Annotated in this window: 10 protein-coding genes; 7 read left to right on the top strand and 3 right to left on the bottom strand. The window is 61.5% G+C overall.

The window, feature by feature from the left end; all coding sequences use genetic code 11:
- Positions 1-352, bottom strand: a 352-nt coding sequence (locus EJK91_RS20120; protein ID WP_444850840.1) for a DUF2510 domain-containing protein, incomplete at its 3' end; no start/stop codon positions are given.
- Positions 353-576: 224 nt separating this feature from the next.
- On the opposite strand from EJK91_RS20120, the gene EJK91_RS20115 reads away from it, so the two are divergent.
- The 6 genes from EJK91_RS20115 to EJK91_RS20090 all read left to right on the top strand — a co-directional run bounded on the left by EJK91_RS20115 (position 577) and on the right by EJK91_RS20090 (position 12,447).
- Positions 577-1,908, top strand: coding sequence for a tyrosine-type recombinase/integrase (locus tag EJK91_RS20115; protein ID WP_241178764.1), 1,332 nt, complete (start codon positions 577-579; stop codon positions 1,906-1,908).
- A gap of 3 nt (positions 1,909-1,911) precedes the next feature.
- Positions 1,912-3,732, top strand: coding sequence for a hypothetical protein (locus EJK91_RS20110; protein WP_125079794.1), 1,821 nt, complete (start codon positions 1,912-1,914; stop codon positions 3,730-3,732).
- Positions 3,729-5,870 carry a hypothetical protein gene (locus tag EJK91_RS20105; protein WP_125079793.1) on the top strand — a complete coding sequence of 714 codons (2,142 nt, stop codon included), beginning with the start codon at positions 3,729-3,731 and terminating at the stop codon, positions 5,868-5,870. Before EJK91_RS20110 ends, EJK91_RS20105 begins: the two co-directional genes overlap by 4 nt.
- Entirely contained in the window at positions 5,867-6,283 is a 417-nt protein-coding gene (locus tag EJK91_RS20100; RefSeq protein WP_125079792.1) for a hypothetical protein, read from the top strand. Before EJK91_RS20105 ends, EJK91_RS20100 begins: the two co-directional genes overlap by 4 nt.
- A gap of 81 nt (positions 6,284-6,364) precedes the next feature.
- Positions 6,365-9,667: a helicase-related protein gene (locus tag EJK91_RS20095; protein ID WP_125079791.1), complete on the top strand. Its 3,303-nt coding sequence runs from the start codon at positions 6,365-6,367 to the stop codon at positions 9,665-9,667.
- Positions 9,664-12,447: a class I SAM-dependent DNA methyltransferase gene (locus EJK91_RS20090; RefSeq protein ID WP_125079790.1), complete on the top strand. Its 2,784-nt coding sequence runs from the start codon at positions 9,664-9,666 to the stop codon at positions 12,445-12,447. Before EJK91_RS20095 ends, EJK91_RS20090 begins: the two co-directional genes overlap by 4 nt.
- A 73-nt stretch (positions 12,448-12,520) precedes the next feature.
- On the opposite strand, the gene EJK91_RS20085 is transcribed toward EJK91_RS20090, so the two are convergent.
- Both EJK91_RS20085 and EJK91_RS20080 read right to left on the bottom strand, forming a co-directional pair.
- Positions 12,521-13,645, bottom strand: coding sequence for an ImmA/IrrE family metallo-endopeptidase (locus EJK91_RS20085; RefSeq protein ID WP_164518042.1), 1,125 nt, complete (start codon positions 13,643-13,645; stop codon positions 12,521-12,523).
- Positions 13,638-14,069, bottom strand: a complete 432-nt coding sequence (locus tag EJK91_RS20080; RefSeq protein ID WP_125079788.1) for a hypothetical protein — start codon at positions 14,067-14,069, stop codon at positions 13,638-13,640. Before EJK91_RS20080 ends, EJK91_RS20085 begins: the two co-directional genes overlap by 8 nt.
- A 532-nt stretch (positions 14,070-14,601) precedes the next feature.
- Here EJK91_RS20080 and EJK91_RS20070 point away from each other — a divergent pair.
- Positions 14,602-14,934, top strand: coding sequence for an antitoxin Xre/MbcA/ParS toxin-binding domain-containing protein (locus tag EJK91_RS20070; protein ID WP_125079787.1), 333 nt, complete (start codon positions 14,602-14,604; stop codon positions 14,932-14,934).
- Positions 14,935-15,111 lie beyond the last annotated feature (177 nt).

The following is a 15,111-nucleotide window of genomic DNA, read 5'->3' as shown; positions in this document are numbered from 1 at the left end:
CTAAGGCGAGGGCGATTACGAGCCATTGCTGTTTTGGACGTCGAACTGCCAACGGGAAGGGCGACCCCTGTACGCCCTGTACGCCGATTCGTTGCTGAGGAAACAAATTCGGCGGAATCATCGGCGACAGTGACTCGGATACTTGAGCCGCGCAGTGCTCAGTCCACATCTGGCCGTCGAAATATCGCTGTATCGGTTTGCCAGACGGGTCTGGGTACCAACCTGCCGGCGCCGTCATCCCTTCACCATGCGTAGCAGCATACGAGCTGACAAGGGCCCTCGTCGCGGCATAGGCCCTGACGGTGATCACACTGGCGAGAATGCCGTCCTGCTCCGGTGCGGCCGCAGCCACTACGGTGGGACGCTGCTGTGCGAAGAGGCTCCGTAGATTGTCGGTGTGTTGTGGCAGGTTCTGTTGCTGTGGAACAACACGGCGGCGACTCCCGCTGGAGACTGTGTTGGGCGCGGCAGCCTAGCCGGCCGTATACCGCAAGGTCCGATCTCCTTGCAGACTTCCCGGACCTGGCAGAGCGTGAAGCTGCGCTCGGAATTCGTCCTGGCCAACCGTTTCTCCTGATGGCCGATGGCCGGCCGGATATTGAGGTCCTGGAGTTTTTCCGGTCGCCAGCGTTCCAAGCGTTGGCGGCGGGCTCGCAGGAGTCCTATGCACCGGACATCCAGCTGTTTCTGTCGTTCCTCTCCGTTCAAGGCATCGACTGGAGAACGGCGACGTTCGAGCATCTTGCCGACTACGAGTTCTGGCGGCGACGCGACCGGCAGAACCCGGATCGAGTTGGTGCTGCAACGTTTTCACGGGAACTGGCGGCGATCAAGAAGTTCTACGACTGGCAGCAGTGGCGCGGCAACGTGGCCGTTTCTCCTGTCGTCCGGCATAAGGCCGGCTCGAATGGGGATTCGGATTCCACGCGGTTGCAACCGGCTGCTGTTCGTTCGGTCCAACTGAAGTGGCTGACGCCCCGTGCGTACAAGCGCTGGCGCGATGTCGGCCTCGGTGGCTACCGCGGCGACGGACGACGGGATACGACGTGGCGAGGGCGCAATGACGGCCGCAACTTGGCGTTCGCCGAAGCGCTGTGGTCGAGCGGACTGCGACTGCGTGAAGCCGGAACACTGGTCCTAGGTGAGATCCCCGACGCTGATAGCCAAGTGCGTTACGCCAAGGCCCGAGTCAGTCAAGCCGTGGCGAAGGGTCGCGGCCGTGATTTCTGGATCAGCGCCGCGGCGCTGAAACACATTGACAACTACCTTATTTCAACCCGAGCGGCGGCCGTTCACCGTGCCCGCTCGGAAGGCCGCTATGACGCGCTGACCGACATCAAGATCGTCGACACGGTGGACCATCACCGGCGCGTCCACTTCACCGACCGGGACGGAACCAAGGGGACGGCGCCACTGGACAGTCTCGACTCCAAGGACCGGCTCAACTTCTACATCACCACCGATCGAGGGCTTGAACCCTGGATGGTGTGGCTGTCTGAGGCCGGCCTTCCGCTGCCGTACCGCACCTGGGAGGCGATCTTCTCCACGGCGAACAGTCGGTGTCAGAGCCTTGGAGTAGACATCCATTGTCACCCGCATATGCTGCGCCACTCGTTCGCCCTGAGGATGTTGGTCACGTTGATCTACGCACACGAGCGCAAGATGGGCATCACCCCGGCCGAGCGGCGCGAGTATCGCCACATCTTCGGCGACCCTTGGATCTTGGTTCAAACGCTACTGGGCCACGCGAACGTGGAAACCACGCGCCACTGCTACCTCGAACCCGTATCGGGCCTGCAAGTAGACCTGTTCCTCAACGACGACACGGCCGAGGACGCATCGATCGCCGACTTCATCACGCACATCGCCGCAGCGGCCCCCGGAATCATCGACACCGAGGAGCAATGAGCGTTGGCCTCGCGTAGAACAGCGCCCCTCCCAGCCGGCAAGTACGCCCGGCCCGCTCCGGTAGATCCTGAGCTTCGGCGGCTCTGCTTCACCGACGAGGGGGGACGCACAAGGACATTCTCGTTCGATGACGTCGACGGGCCCGCTGAACTGATCGGCGACCTGGTCACCGCGTTGGCGAACGGGTCGCAATCGGGTGGTCGTTGGCGCACGCTAGCCACGGTTGACGCGGCGGTGGGTGCCGCGCGGCAACTGCTCACCTATCTGCGAACGGAGTTCCCTGAAGTCCACTCGATCGCTGATTTCGGTCCGGAGATGTGGTGGGCGTGGCGTGCCGCCAAGGAGAGTCAGACCCGATGGCCGGGGCAAGTGAATCTCATGCGGGCCGTGCTGTCGGAGTCGCCGCGGCTTCCTGAAACCACCCGGAAGGCGATGCGTGCGAAGGCCGTGAAGCCTCGGAAACGGTTGCCGGAGAATGATTCCTACAGTCGCGACGAGTTCGGGCGGATACGCAGTACTGCCAGGAGCGAGGTCCGTCGAGCGCTCAGCAGAATCCGGACCAACACCGAGAAGCTGCGCCAGTACCGCGAGACTGGCGATGTCGGCGACGGAATCATCTTCAACGTCGGTGGAACGCAATGGAGCACCGGATCCCTGCTGGAGTATCTGTCGCGCAACGGGATGCTTCCCTCGCAGTACCTCGCGAACCGGGTGGTCCTGAAGGGCTGCTTCGACCTGGCCGGCGTGTCAAATCCGGCGCAGGCGCTGTTCCCGTCGATACGGGAAATCTATTGCCTCATGGTCGTCCTCGTGTGCGAGCGAGGATTTAACCTTTCCGTCATGGACAACCTCACCGTGACCGCGTTTAGGGCATCCGACGGTGCCGCCGAAGGCTCGGTGTACACCGTCAACACGGACAAACCGAGAAGAGGAACCAAGCGCTACAGCGCCGAAATCTTCGCCGCTGAGGCCGGAAAACTGTGGGATAACGCTGTCAGCTTGACCGAGTCATGCCGCACGGCACTCGCCGCACTCGGAACCCCGTCGGAGAAGTTGCTCATCGCCCATCGGCACAAGAACCGCGCCGGATTTGGCCCGTTCCGGCAGGATTGGTTGACCGCGGGCATCGGCGATCACTACATGACGGATGCCGGACTGCTGGCAGACGACGGGACACCGTTGCGGGTGAGTCTGCGACGGCTGCGGTTGTCCGAGCAGGTGTTGAACCAACATGCCCGGCAGAACAGCGAATCCATCAGCGAAGACACCTACAGGACACCAGACCCCACCACCGCAGAAGGGGCCGCCGAGACCATCATCGATGGACAGGCTGATGCCGTCGCCCACGCCAAGGCCACGGTCACGATCCGCTCGCTGAGTGCCGCCGAAATGACCGCCGCCCGCACCGACCCGGAAACCGCTGCAACACAGCTCGGCATCCCGCTGCCGACGCTGAAGCTGCTGCTCGCCGGAAACCTCGACACCGCCACCACCGCGTGCACCGACTTCTTGAACAGCCCGTTTGCCGCAACCGCGGGTGAGCCATGCCCAGCGTCGTTCTTCGCCTGTTTTACCTGTACGAACGCAGTGGTCACCCCTGATCATCTGCCGCGCCTCGTCACGCTGCTTGACGCCCTCGACTACGTCGCCACCCTCGTTGCGCCGGCCCGATGGGAGACGGACTACCGGGATCACTACGTCCGACTGCAAGCGATTCTCGACCAGAATGCGACCAACGCCGAGATCGGCGATGCTCGCAGTCATGTCACCGACGCTGACCGCGACGTCGTCACTGCGCTCATCGGAAGGAATCTCGACGCGTGAGCACCGCCGCAGCCAACCCCTGGCCACAGCAGACTGGCCAGCTTGAACTTGACGACGCCGATCCGGTCATCGCCGAGATCGAGCGCGTGCCTGAAGCACGGCGAGGAAACCTCTCCACCGTGGGCGACAACCGCTGGGATCTCACACCATTGGTGCAGAAGCAGACCGTGTCGGGCTCGTTGAACATCGTCTTCGACACCTTTCCCACGCGCTATGTCGCCACAGCCAAGCGATTGATCTGGGCGAGCATCAACAAGCCGACACCGGTCGAGGATCTGGAACGCTCCTCTGCGGCGCGCAGCCAACTCGCCCCGGCAACCGTGTACACCTTCGCGCGATTCCTACGGCAGTGGATGACCTGGCTGGCGGCCAGGGGCATTGACGAGTTCAGCGCGGTCACCGATGCCACCTACGACGAATATGCCGAGCACCTCAAACGACACCGCGGCTCCCGCGAGAACTTGGGCAACGTGCTGTTCGCCGTGACCCGTGCCTGGCTATACGCTCCCTACCTACCTGAAGCTGACCGCCTCGCACGCCCGCCCTGGGAGAACAGCCACATCGGGCGCACCTCGGTGCTCGGCCCGGCGAACTGGTCGAGCGAAAACAAGACGACCCCCATCCATCCGCAGACGATGGCCGGCCTACTTGTATGGGCGATGCGCTTCGTCACCGACTTCAGCGACGACATCCTTTCCGCGAAGGCACTCAAAGCGACACCGCGCGATGTCCCGCGGAGCCTCCGGGCACTCACGCCCTATCAACGGTTTCGCGCGTACGTCCAGCAGTCGCGTCAGGAGTCGCATACGGTGCCCGGGTGGGTGGCCCCCAATCGACCGCACATGCGCTTGCTGGCAAAAGGATTCATCGGCTGGCAGCTGGGCTTGTCCCCCGAACAGACACAGGTGATGTATCCGCGCTGGCCGATAGCCGGTCTGAGTGCCAGCGACGACGCGGACTTGCCAATGTCGATCACCGGCTCCGTCGGCGGGAAGGACTGGACCCCGGCGATCAACTTCTACGAGGTTGAGGAGCTCTGCCGCCACCTGGCCACCGCCGCGTTCGTCATCGTCGCCTACCTGACCGGGATGCGCGGGGAGGAGTGCCGCGCATTAGAGCGTGGCTGCTGCCGAACCCACACCGATCCCGCGACCGGGCAACTCCACTTCCGCATCCACGGCAGAACCTTCAAAGGCGCACTTGATAAGTCGGGCAACGCGATACCCGCCGGCGTCGAGCGAGAACAACCCTGGCTGGCCATCGCACCCGTGGCGAAAGCCATCACGGTGATGGAAGCACTGAACCCGACCTCCCAACTTCTGTTTCCGATCGACGCGTTCTCGTTGTGGCCCTGCGGTGTCAACGCAGGAAAGGCCGTGCATGCCCGCATGGTTCGCGATCGCATCCAGGACTTGATCGGCTGGAGCAATCACGCCGCCTTGAGGCTCGAACGTCCGCACGAGGTGATCCCTGCCGATCCCGAGGAAGCTGTGACCGTTAAGCGGTTCCGGCGAACGCTGGCCTGGTTCATCTACCGCAAACCAGGTGGCCGCGTGGCCCTCGGTGTGCAGTACGGACACTTACGCGGCTACACCACCGATGGCTACGGATCACGGGTCGCCAGCGGCCTCAGAGATGTCTTCCCGATGGAGGAAGCCCTGGCACGTGCCGACTACCTCGAAGATGCACACCAGCGCCTCGAAGACGGTGAGCAGGTCAGCGGCCCCGCCGCCGACCGATACACCCGGGCCATCCACCTTTTCGACCGGCAATTCCGCGGCCGCTACATGAGCAACAAGCAGGCGGCCGCCCTACGCGCCAACCCCCAGCTCCGCATCTACGACAATCCGCAACAGTTCGTCACCTGCTGCTACGACCAATCCAAGGCCCTATGCCACCCTGACCGGCAGGTCGCAGCGAATCAGCACCGCTCACCTGATGTCTCACACTGCCAACCCGGGTGCGGCAACATCGCTCGAACCGACCAGAACGTCACCCAAATCCAGGACGCCATCGCCCAGCACCAGGCCGAGATCGCCTCACCCACAATGCCGGTGCCACTACGCGGCCGGCTCCAACAACGCATTGCTGCCCTCCAAGCCATCGTCGACGAGCATCGCAACAGGGGGAAGTCGTGACAGCCGATCGGACCGATGAAGATGTACGTCGTGCGATCCGCGACGCGATCGACAGACTCATCGACGGCAAAGCCCTGCACTCCGATGGCAAGCTCACCGTGAAGGCACTGGCCCAGGAGGCGCGCATCAAGCGATGGCTCCTCACCCACCGCCACACCGATCTCCAGGACGAGTTCCGGGCACGCATCGCGAACACCTCGGTGGAGCCGCCAGCGATACGCGCGCTGCAGGAGGAGAAAGCCGAAACAATGAAGAAGGTGAGAGCGCTGACCGCCGATGTCACTGCACTCACCGCTACGATCCATCAGCTCGAACGAATCATTCACGTACTCGCACTCGAGAACCACGAACTGCGATTGAATCAGACCCAAACCCGCAAGATCGTGTCGTTAGCGACGGGAGGGCCACCGTGAGCGGAGCCACTGCAGCTCTGACAGGGTTGCCAGGGCATTCTTTGCGTCCAGATCACTCAGACTTCGAGGACATGACCGCCAGTGCCGAACCTCTTTGACAACCTCAGCGCCGACACACGCTTGAAGGACGCACTACGCGTCTCTCTCAAGGACTTCGACACCGTCGACGTTGCGACGGGATATCTCGACCTGCGTGGCTGGTCGAGCATGGCCGACATCGTCGACACGAAACCTCGAACAGGCGTAGATCCGGTTGCTCGGGTCCTTATCGGAATGGTCGCGCCGGCCGACTCGCAGGAGATCCTCGACGCCCTGCAGCGTGAGGTTCAGCCACCCGGCTACGGTGCCGACGTTCACGACCGGGAGAAGGCCCTGGCCCGCCGTGATCAGCTCGTCAAGCATCTGCGGAACCAGCTCATGAGGGGACTGGCCACCATCGAAGGGCAGCAGACCCTTCAGACACTGAAGCGACAACTCGAAGACGGCACCGTCGAGATGAAGGTGTTCACCGAGAAGCCGCTACACGGGAAGACGTACCTGTTCCATGCGCCAGGGAAGAAGCACGGCTCTCGCTGGGCGTACGTCGGGTCGTCGAATCTCACTCATGCCGGACTGACGACCAACCTTGAGCTGAACATCGACGTCCAAGACTCCGACGCCAATAGCAAAATCGCCGAATGGTTCGAAGCACGGTGGACCGACCGGTTTTCCCTGCCCATCACGGCCGAGATCATCCAGCTGATCTCTGAATCGTGGGCGGCGGGCCATCAACCCACCCCATTTGAGGTCTACCTCAAGGTTTGCCACGCGCTGTCCCAAGATGCCCGAGACGGCCTCGGCTACGTCCTGCCCGCATCAATGCAGAACCTGCTGCTCGACTACCAGGAGAGCGCAGTCCGCACCCTCGCCCGACGCATTGTTCGCCGAGGCGGAACGATGCTTGGCGACGTCGTTGGCCTCGGCAAGACGCTGACGGCTATCGCGACTGCCCTGATGCTTCAGTCCGCCGAGGACTACTCGACGCTCGTGCTGTGCCCAAAGAATCTCGAACCCATGTGGACCAAGCACCTCGACGAATACGAGATCAACGGGCGCGTAGTCCCGTACTCGATGGCCGACAAGGTGCTCCCAGAGCTCAAACGCTTCAACCTGGTTATCTGCGACGAGTCGCACAACCTGCGTAACAGCAGCACCATTGCGTACGAAGCGATCCACGAGTACATCCGCCGCAATACCTCCAAGGTGTTGCTGCTTACCGCAACCCCGTACAACATCGCGTTCCAAGATGTCGCCAGCCAGATCGGGCTGTACATCGACGACGACGAAGACCTCGGCATTGTCCCCACCGCAGCACTGGCCGCAGAACCCGGACTTCGTGACAAAGTCGACGGGAAGATCAACACACTCGCCGCCTTCCGGCGGTCCGACCACGCAGAAGATTGGCGCCGGCTCATGAGCGACCACCTCGTGAGGCGAACCCGCAGCTTTATCAAGCGAACGGCAAAGACAGAACCGGTCACCTTGCCCGACGGAACCACCGAGCAACAGCCGTACCTCCAGTTCGCGAACGGCGAGAAGTTCCGCTTCCCAACCCGAATCGCCCGTCCACTCAGCCACGACTTCGCAGACGACGATCCCGCAAAGCTCATGGAAGACAACGACACGCTCAACGCCGTGGGCTCTCTCGCCCTGCCACGCTATCGGCTAGCCGACTACGACAACCCGCGCGCACCACACACCGAGTCCGACAAGAAAATCCTCGACGACATCCGCTCCGGCCGTGGGAACGTCAGTGGTTTTGTCCGTACCGGGCTGTTCAAACGGTTGTCCTCATCCGGACACTCATTCATCGTGTCGCTGCAGCGCCAACGAGCCCGCAACGAGCTGTTCCTGCATGCGATCCACAACAGCCTGCCGATCCCTGTCGGGTCGTTCACAGACAAACAGTTCGCGGTCAGCGACGAAGATGTTGAGGACGACCCGACAACACACGGCTCGCTCGCCAGTCGCTATGAGGAGCTCCGCAAAAACCTCCCGGCAAAGACGAAATGGGTCAACTCCACAGTCTTCAAAACAACCCTGCGTAAGGACCTCGAACGCGACAACCAAACGCTCACGAGCATGCTCGACCGGTTTGGTAGCTGGGATTCGACCCGCGACTCGAAGATCAACGCACTGGTCGACCTGCTCCGCAACGACCATCCCGGCGAGAAGGTCCTGGTTTTCACTGAATACGCCGACACCGCTGAATACGTAGCTCAAGCACTTCAGGAAGCAGGTGTGGACAAAGTCGCCGTCGTCTCAGGGAACACCGACGATCCAGCTGCTATGGCTCGCCGATTCGCCCCACACTCTAACCAGATCCCGGGGCAGGAAGAACCCGCTGAAGAAGTCCCGGCGGACGGCATCGACGTGCTCGTCGCGACCGACGTGCTCTCCGAAGGTCAGAACCTGCAGGACTCCCACATCGTCGTCAACTACGACCTGCCGTGGGCGATTATCCGCATCATCCAGCGTGCCGGTCGCGTTGATCGCGTCGGCCAGAAGTCAGACAAGGTCTTTGTCTACCTCATCAGCCATGAGAATGTTGAAGCCCAGATCAACCTTCGACAGCGCATCCGTGCACGCCTTGGCACCGCGGCTGAAGCGTTTGGTTCCGACGAACAGTTCTTCGGCGGTGATGCCGAAATCAAGATTCTCGATGACTTCTACAAGGGCAAGGTCAGCGATGATGCCGACGACGCCGACAGCGAGGCCGACGCAGTGAGCGAGGCGTGGGTTGTTTGGTCGAACGCCCAGACCAAACACCCGCAGATCGCCAAGAGGGTGCTCGGCATGCAGGACATGGTCCACAGCACCCGTGAGCAGTACATCGACGAGAGTGCCGGTAACGTCACGTGCTTCGTCAGCACCGAGTCGGGCGTCGACGCGTTCGCGACATCTACCACAAACCCCGACGGCTCAACCATCGAGGGACTGCTCACGCCGTTGGAAGCGATGCGCACCTTTCGCGCGCAAATCGATACGCCCACAGCAGAACTGAGGCCCGATCACTTTGATCGGCAAACGGCACTCGTCCACGGACCGCTTACCATCGAGGCAATTGCAGCTGGAAATCTCAAAGGAATCCGAAAGTGGGTGTGGGAACGCCTCGCTGGAACACTATTCGCCCAGAAGGCAGCCGACGCGCTCAACGCACTACACGCACAGCCCCTCACCGAGCACGCAACAATGCGGCTCAGTCAGGCCCGCCGAAACCGCTACAGCGTCGACGACATCGCCGACCTACTCAACCAGCTCCATGAAGAGGACCGCCTGGTCATCAAGTCATCGGAGACCGACAACATCACACTCGTCTGCTCGATCGGAGTACGTGAAGCATGACCGACACCCCTTTGAGCCTCGTCGAGGAGCACCTCTACCAGGAACTCTTCTTACACGAGCTGAACTGGAGTGCACCCGATTCCCCGCCGATCAGCTACACCGCCGCAGACGGGCAGACCTACACAGCCACCAATATCTCGTCCTACAAGGGCCTTCGCGTCTGGGTGTGCAACGACAAACCCGGCTCCAAGATCGAAGCGGAACTTGACCGCTTGATCGCGAAGACAACCACAGACCGCCTAGTCATCTTCCACAACGATGACGAGCAGGTCTGGCGGTGGCCGGCTCGCCGCACCAAGGACAACTCGACATCAACCAGGCTGACGAGCCACCGGCACCGCAACGGCCGAGCTAACCCCAACTTCGCTGCACGGCTCGACGTCATCCGCTTACCCATCGATATCGTGCTCGACGCCAACGCCGTGCTGACCAAGGTTCGTGAGGCGTTCGATGTCGAAGCCCGCAACGAGAGCAAGCGAGCCTCGAAACTTATGGCCAATATGTACTCCGCGCTCGAGAGTGCCTATCCGGCCTCGTTCGACGAACAGAGACGCGACCACGAAATCTCGGTCATCCTCGCCCGCATCCTGTTCCTCTTGTTCGGTGACGACACCGAAATGTGGCAGGACGAACAGGGAGAACCGGTACCCGACGCCTTCCTAGAGTTCATTCACGTACAGCCCCCTACCGACGCATCCACTCTTGGGCAACAACTCACCGACCTGTTCGACGCCCTCGATAAGCCCGGGGGCGCCGCGGCAAACGGAGTCGAAGCAGTCTTGCCTTACATCAACGGAGGGCTCTTCCGCGAAAAGATCACTCTTCCACCACTCGGCAAAGACTTCCGAAACGCGGTGCTCGATGCATGCGCAGTGGACTGGTCCACGATCAGCCCCGCCATCTTTGGATCAATGTTCCAGTCCGTCCGTGATGCCCGGACCCGCCGCGAACTGGGCGAGCACTACACCTCCGAGGACAGCATCCTCAAGACCCTCAACCCGCTGTTCCTTGACGAGCTTCGAGCTGAGTTCGACCGGGCCCGAACTATGAAGGACGAGAAGGGCGTTCTCACGCGGCTTTGGAAACGACTCGGTGACATCCGGTACATGGATCCCGCCTGTGGTTGCGGGAACTTCATCATCGTCGCCTTTCGGGAGCTGCGCGACCTGGAGTTGCGCATCATGGAACGCCTGCAAGAACTGGCGGGCGCGTCCCAACTCGCCTTCGACCCAACCCTCGCACTGAAGGTCACGCTTGACCACTTCTATGGAATCGAGATCGATGAATGGCCAGCCCGAATCGCAGAAACCGCGATGTTCCTAGTCGACCGGCAGTGCGACCTCAAGCTCAAAGAACGCTTCGGCGTGGCGCCACAACGACTTCCGATCCAGACTCAGGCAAAAATAACTGTTGGAAACGCGCTTCGGCTTCCGTGGGACGAGCTTTGCCCGTCCTCGGAGTCAGTGATCGTTGCAGGCAATCCTCCGTACGGCGGTCGTGGCGAGCGCAGCGCGGAGCAGACGGGTGACCTGCGCGGTGTGTGGGGGGATGATTACAAAATCAACCTCGACTATGTCACCGCGTGGTTCGTCAAGACGCTCGAGTACTTCGGCGAGCTCACCGGACGGTGGGCGTTTGTGGCGACCAGCTCAATCAGCCAGGGCGAGCCAGTGGCCAGGCTGTGGCGCCGCATTCTCAACCAGGGCTGGCGTTGTAGGTTTGCCCACAAGTCAATGCTCTGGGAGTCCGAGGCACCGGGACGCGCTGGCGTGCATGTGTCCATCGTCGGGTTCGATCGTGCGACAACGCCCGCGCCGACGCTGTGGACCTATCCCGACGGTGGTCGCGGCGAGGCCGCCCTGCACCCCGCGGCCAACATCAATCCCTATTTGTTCGATGAGCCAACAGTTTTCGTCGATGCGCGCCGGACCCCACTGTGCACTCAATTGCCGGCAGCCAGTTTCGGCAGCATGCCCAACGACGGTGGAAATCTTCTCGTTAGCACCGACCAATACGACGCGATCGCCGCCGACCCAATCGCCGCAAGATATCTGCGGCGCTTCATAGGCGCTGGCGAGCTGATCCATGACCGCAAGCGATGGTGTCTGTGGATGCGTGACGCCACAGAGGAAGACCTAGCCGCAAGCCCAGTTATCGCGGAACGCGTCGCGGCCGTGCAGAGACACCGAAGCGGCAGCGAAAGTCCGACTACGAGCACTCGCGATTACCCGTCGCATCTATTCGGTCAGATCGCCCAGCCTTCGTCGTCGTACCTGGCAATACCTCGACATGTGAGTGAACGCCGCCGCTTCTATCCGGCCGCACGCTTCGGCGCCGATGTGATCTGCGGGGATGCCAACTTCCTCATCCCCGACCCTGACGGGTTCGCCTTGGCGATCGTCTCCTCGAGCATGTTCATCGTCTGGCAGAAGGCAATCGGCGGCCGCATCCGTAACGATCTGCGGTTCTCAAAGAACTTTACCTACAACACGTTTCCCCTTCCATTGCTATCCGATGCGCAGTACGCGGCCGCTTGTGCAGCTGCGCAAAATCTCCTTGCGACTCGTGAAGCGCATGGAGGAGTAACGCTGGCCGACCTGTACGAGGAAGATGCGATCCCCAATGACCTCATCGAAGCTCACCTGGCGGTGGATGCCGTGATCGATCAGGCTTACGCACCCGCTCGACTCGATACCGAGAAGGACCGACAGGCCGCGCTATTCAGCCAGTATGTTGCGCTCACGGATACGTCAGCCCGGCATGGTCGGCAAAGACGCTGACTACGCGCCGTAATGCTTGCCATCTCATACCTCCGACCAGACGAGCTGGTGATGTGCGCAAGCCCAATTGGGGTTACGACCGGGAGCGCCGAGTGCGCAGATCCACGACATTGTTACCGATTGCTCTACTGGACACGCTGAAGTCCAGATCCGCCCAACGAACGATCCAGTCCGGTGACATGCCGAGACTGTGCGACGCTCGCGCAACTGAAGACTGACCATACACACGGTTAATTGCCTGTTTAAGTAGCGCGGGCCGTTCGTCCGCAACCTCGACGGGCTCGCTAGTTCGCCAGCCGGCGGATGACAGCTGAATACTGAGGCTCCGGTATCGATCTGAAGTTATTAGCCCGAGGCTGTGCCCGCGTTTCAAGATGGCGGCCACTGACAGTCCGTAGTCAGCCTTGATCGGAAGGTAACCGTGCAGGTTCAGAGATTCCGAGATCCGCTTACGTGCTACACGCTCGGGAAGCAAAAAGGCGCCGGCGAAGTGGAATGCCTTGCGCTCTTCTGGGCTACGAGTGCTCGTGATGGGCGCGTCAAGGTTGCGGTCGGCAAGGATGTGGAAGTACTCATGGAGAAGAGTCAGGCGCTTAACTGCTCCGGGGACGTCTGCCGTCAAGGCGACGAGCGGCCGTCGTGTTGCCGTCGACGGACGTGAAATCCCGGTGTGACCGGTATCGAAGCCTGAGTCATCTAGTTGGTCCACTACCCCAACACCCAGTCGCTCAAGGGTACGGGTTGCGTTCACGACGGGCTCGTCCTCCGACAGCCCAAGGCTTCTTCGGATCGACATGGCCAGCGCCTCGGGATCGTCGAGCTCTCGTTCTGATGGAAACACCGCCTCTGTGTAGCCGGAAGCTTCGGAAACAGAGCGAAATAGTCGAGCGGCCTCGGTGTAGTAGGCGATGACGCGAGCTTCGTCTTTTGCGCGTACCTTCGAGTTCTTTCGGAACGTAACTGGACCGTTGTCGGCTGGTTCTGTCGGAACCGAGAAGAAGGTCAGGGGCACTCCAAACTCGGAGGCTGCCGACAAAGCCAACGACTCCGTGAGTGGTCGGCTTCGTCGGATCACACGGGAAAGCAATCCCTGGGTCACGCCGAGGCGATCCGCCAGCTCGGTCTGAGTGAGTCCTACGACGTGCTGAAGAGTCAAGAGCCTCTGCCCCTTCAGCGCAGCGAAGGCATCGTCAGACACCATTCTCCTCCTCGCTGATGTCGATCGGAAAAAAGTCCTGTGGATCGTCTGAACCAGGGAAGGTGAGCTTGGTGAATATTCCCCCGCCGTGCTCAAGGTCGATGATCAGATCACAGGGGACCGCCGAGCCGTATGTGCCCGGTGAGATTGTGTGAACCACACGCAATGTGAATGCATCCCCGTCCCTGGGGTCAGCATGGTCCCAGCAGAGCAGCAACTCGACCTTCTCGGTCGGCCCGGTCACGATCGCAGTTCCGCCCGACTCACCGAAATCAAGCGGCAACGTCAGCGGCTGTGCCCACGCCGCGCGTCGAGCGCGATTCGGCCCTGCATGCGGCACTCCACCGCGACGAGTACGCCGCCGCTCCTTGAGGAACCGCATAGAGATCTGGTGTTCGTCGCTCTCCAACAGGAGTTGACCCATCAACCCTGGATTGCCTCCTAACCGCCACCCGAGAGGAAGTCCCTCGTCTTCGAGAACTACCCGCAGGTCACATCGGACGGCCAAGGGGAGAAAGTGTGGGAACACTTCCGGAGGCAATCCTTTCGCTCGTTTGGCTGCTGCCGTGATTGCAGTCGACATCGCCGAGTAGATCGGCGGGCCAAGGACTTCGGCTTGCTGCTTGATGACGGCCGCTGTGGGACTAGTGGTCATAATCTCCCCGATTCGAGGTTGTCGGTCATATTATTACCACATTTTTTATGCCTCGCCAGGGTCACACAACTCGGCGTGTCGGGCTACCTCAATCGTTTGGGATGGACGTGGCCCGAGGCTGGGATTCAGACCGAGGTAGGGGCTCGATGTCACCGTCGTGGTATCCCGCTTCGTGCCTGCGGCAAAGCTGGATCGCATACGCGAGATGGACGCCAAGTTGGATTTGGTGGAACCTCTGGTGGTCTTGCCCTACGGCATCGTCTAGGTCGCCCACGACTACGACGAGAGCTACCTTGGGATCATGCCAGTCCCGACGGAGCAGAAGGTGACTGCGCTGAGCCGTGACTTCGGGTCGCCGCGACGGCTCGCTGACTTGCTGGGGGTGGATCCAGTACAGGTCGCACGGTGGCAGCACGGCGAGGGAATCGATGAGGCGAACGCGGAGCGCGTGGACTTACTGGAACTCGTCATGGCTGCCCTGTTACGCCTGTATTCGGGCGATGCCGCTCGGCGTTGGCTCATCGGCCTGAATCCCAACCTTGGTGACCGTCGGCCACTGGACCTTATCCGGCGGCGGCAGACCCGCGAACTACTAGATGCGATTGCGATTGAGCGGGCTGGGAGCTTCGCCTGACGACCGTGATTGTCCAGTTAGTGGTATTGGCAAGGGAGCTTGATGGGTGCGCCATCGGCCTTAGGTGGCGACCTGGGCGCCATCACTACTACTTGTTGTCTCCGCCCAGCCGTCACGGGACCGTTCTCGCCGCTGGATCAGGCCAGTTTGCAACACGCCCAAACCATGCACGGAACC

Source organism: Mycobacterium sp. P7213 (assembly GCF_900604305.1).
In the GTDB taxonomy this organism is placed as follows: Bacteria; Actinomycetota; Actinomycetes; order Mycobacteriales; family Mycobacteriaceae; genus Mycobacterium.
The sequence above is the reverse complement of the archived record's forward strand: the minus strand, read 5'-3'. Positions and strand labels throughout refer to the sequence as shown.

What these genes read in the sequence shown, in the direction of transcription:
- EJK91_RS20115 (WP_241178764.1), top strand. Translation starts at nt 577, where the DNA reads ATGGCCGATGGCCGGCCGGATATTGAGGTCCTGGAGTTTTTCCGGTCG.
- EJK91_RS20080 (WP_125079788.1), bottom strand. Translation starts at nt 14,069, where the DNA reads ATGGGTCAACTCCTGTTGGAGAGCGACGAACACCAGATCTCTATGCGG.
- EJK91_RS20070 (WP_125079787.1), top strand. Translation starts at nt 14,602, where the DNA reads ATGCCAGTCCCGACGGAGCAGAAGGTGACTGCGCTGAGCCGTGACTTC.
- EJK91_RS20090 (WP_125079790.1), top strand. Translation starts at nt 9,664, where the DNA reads ATGACCGACACCCCTTTGAGCCTCGTCGAGGAGCACCTCTACCAGGAA.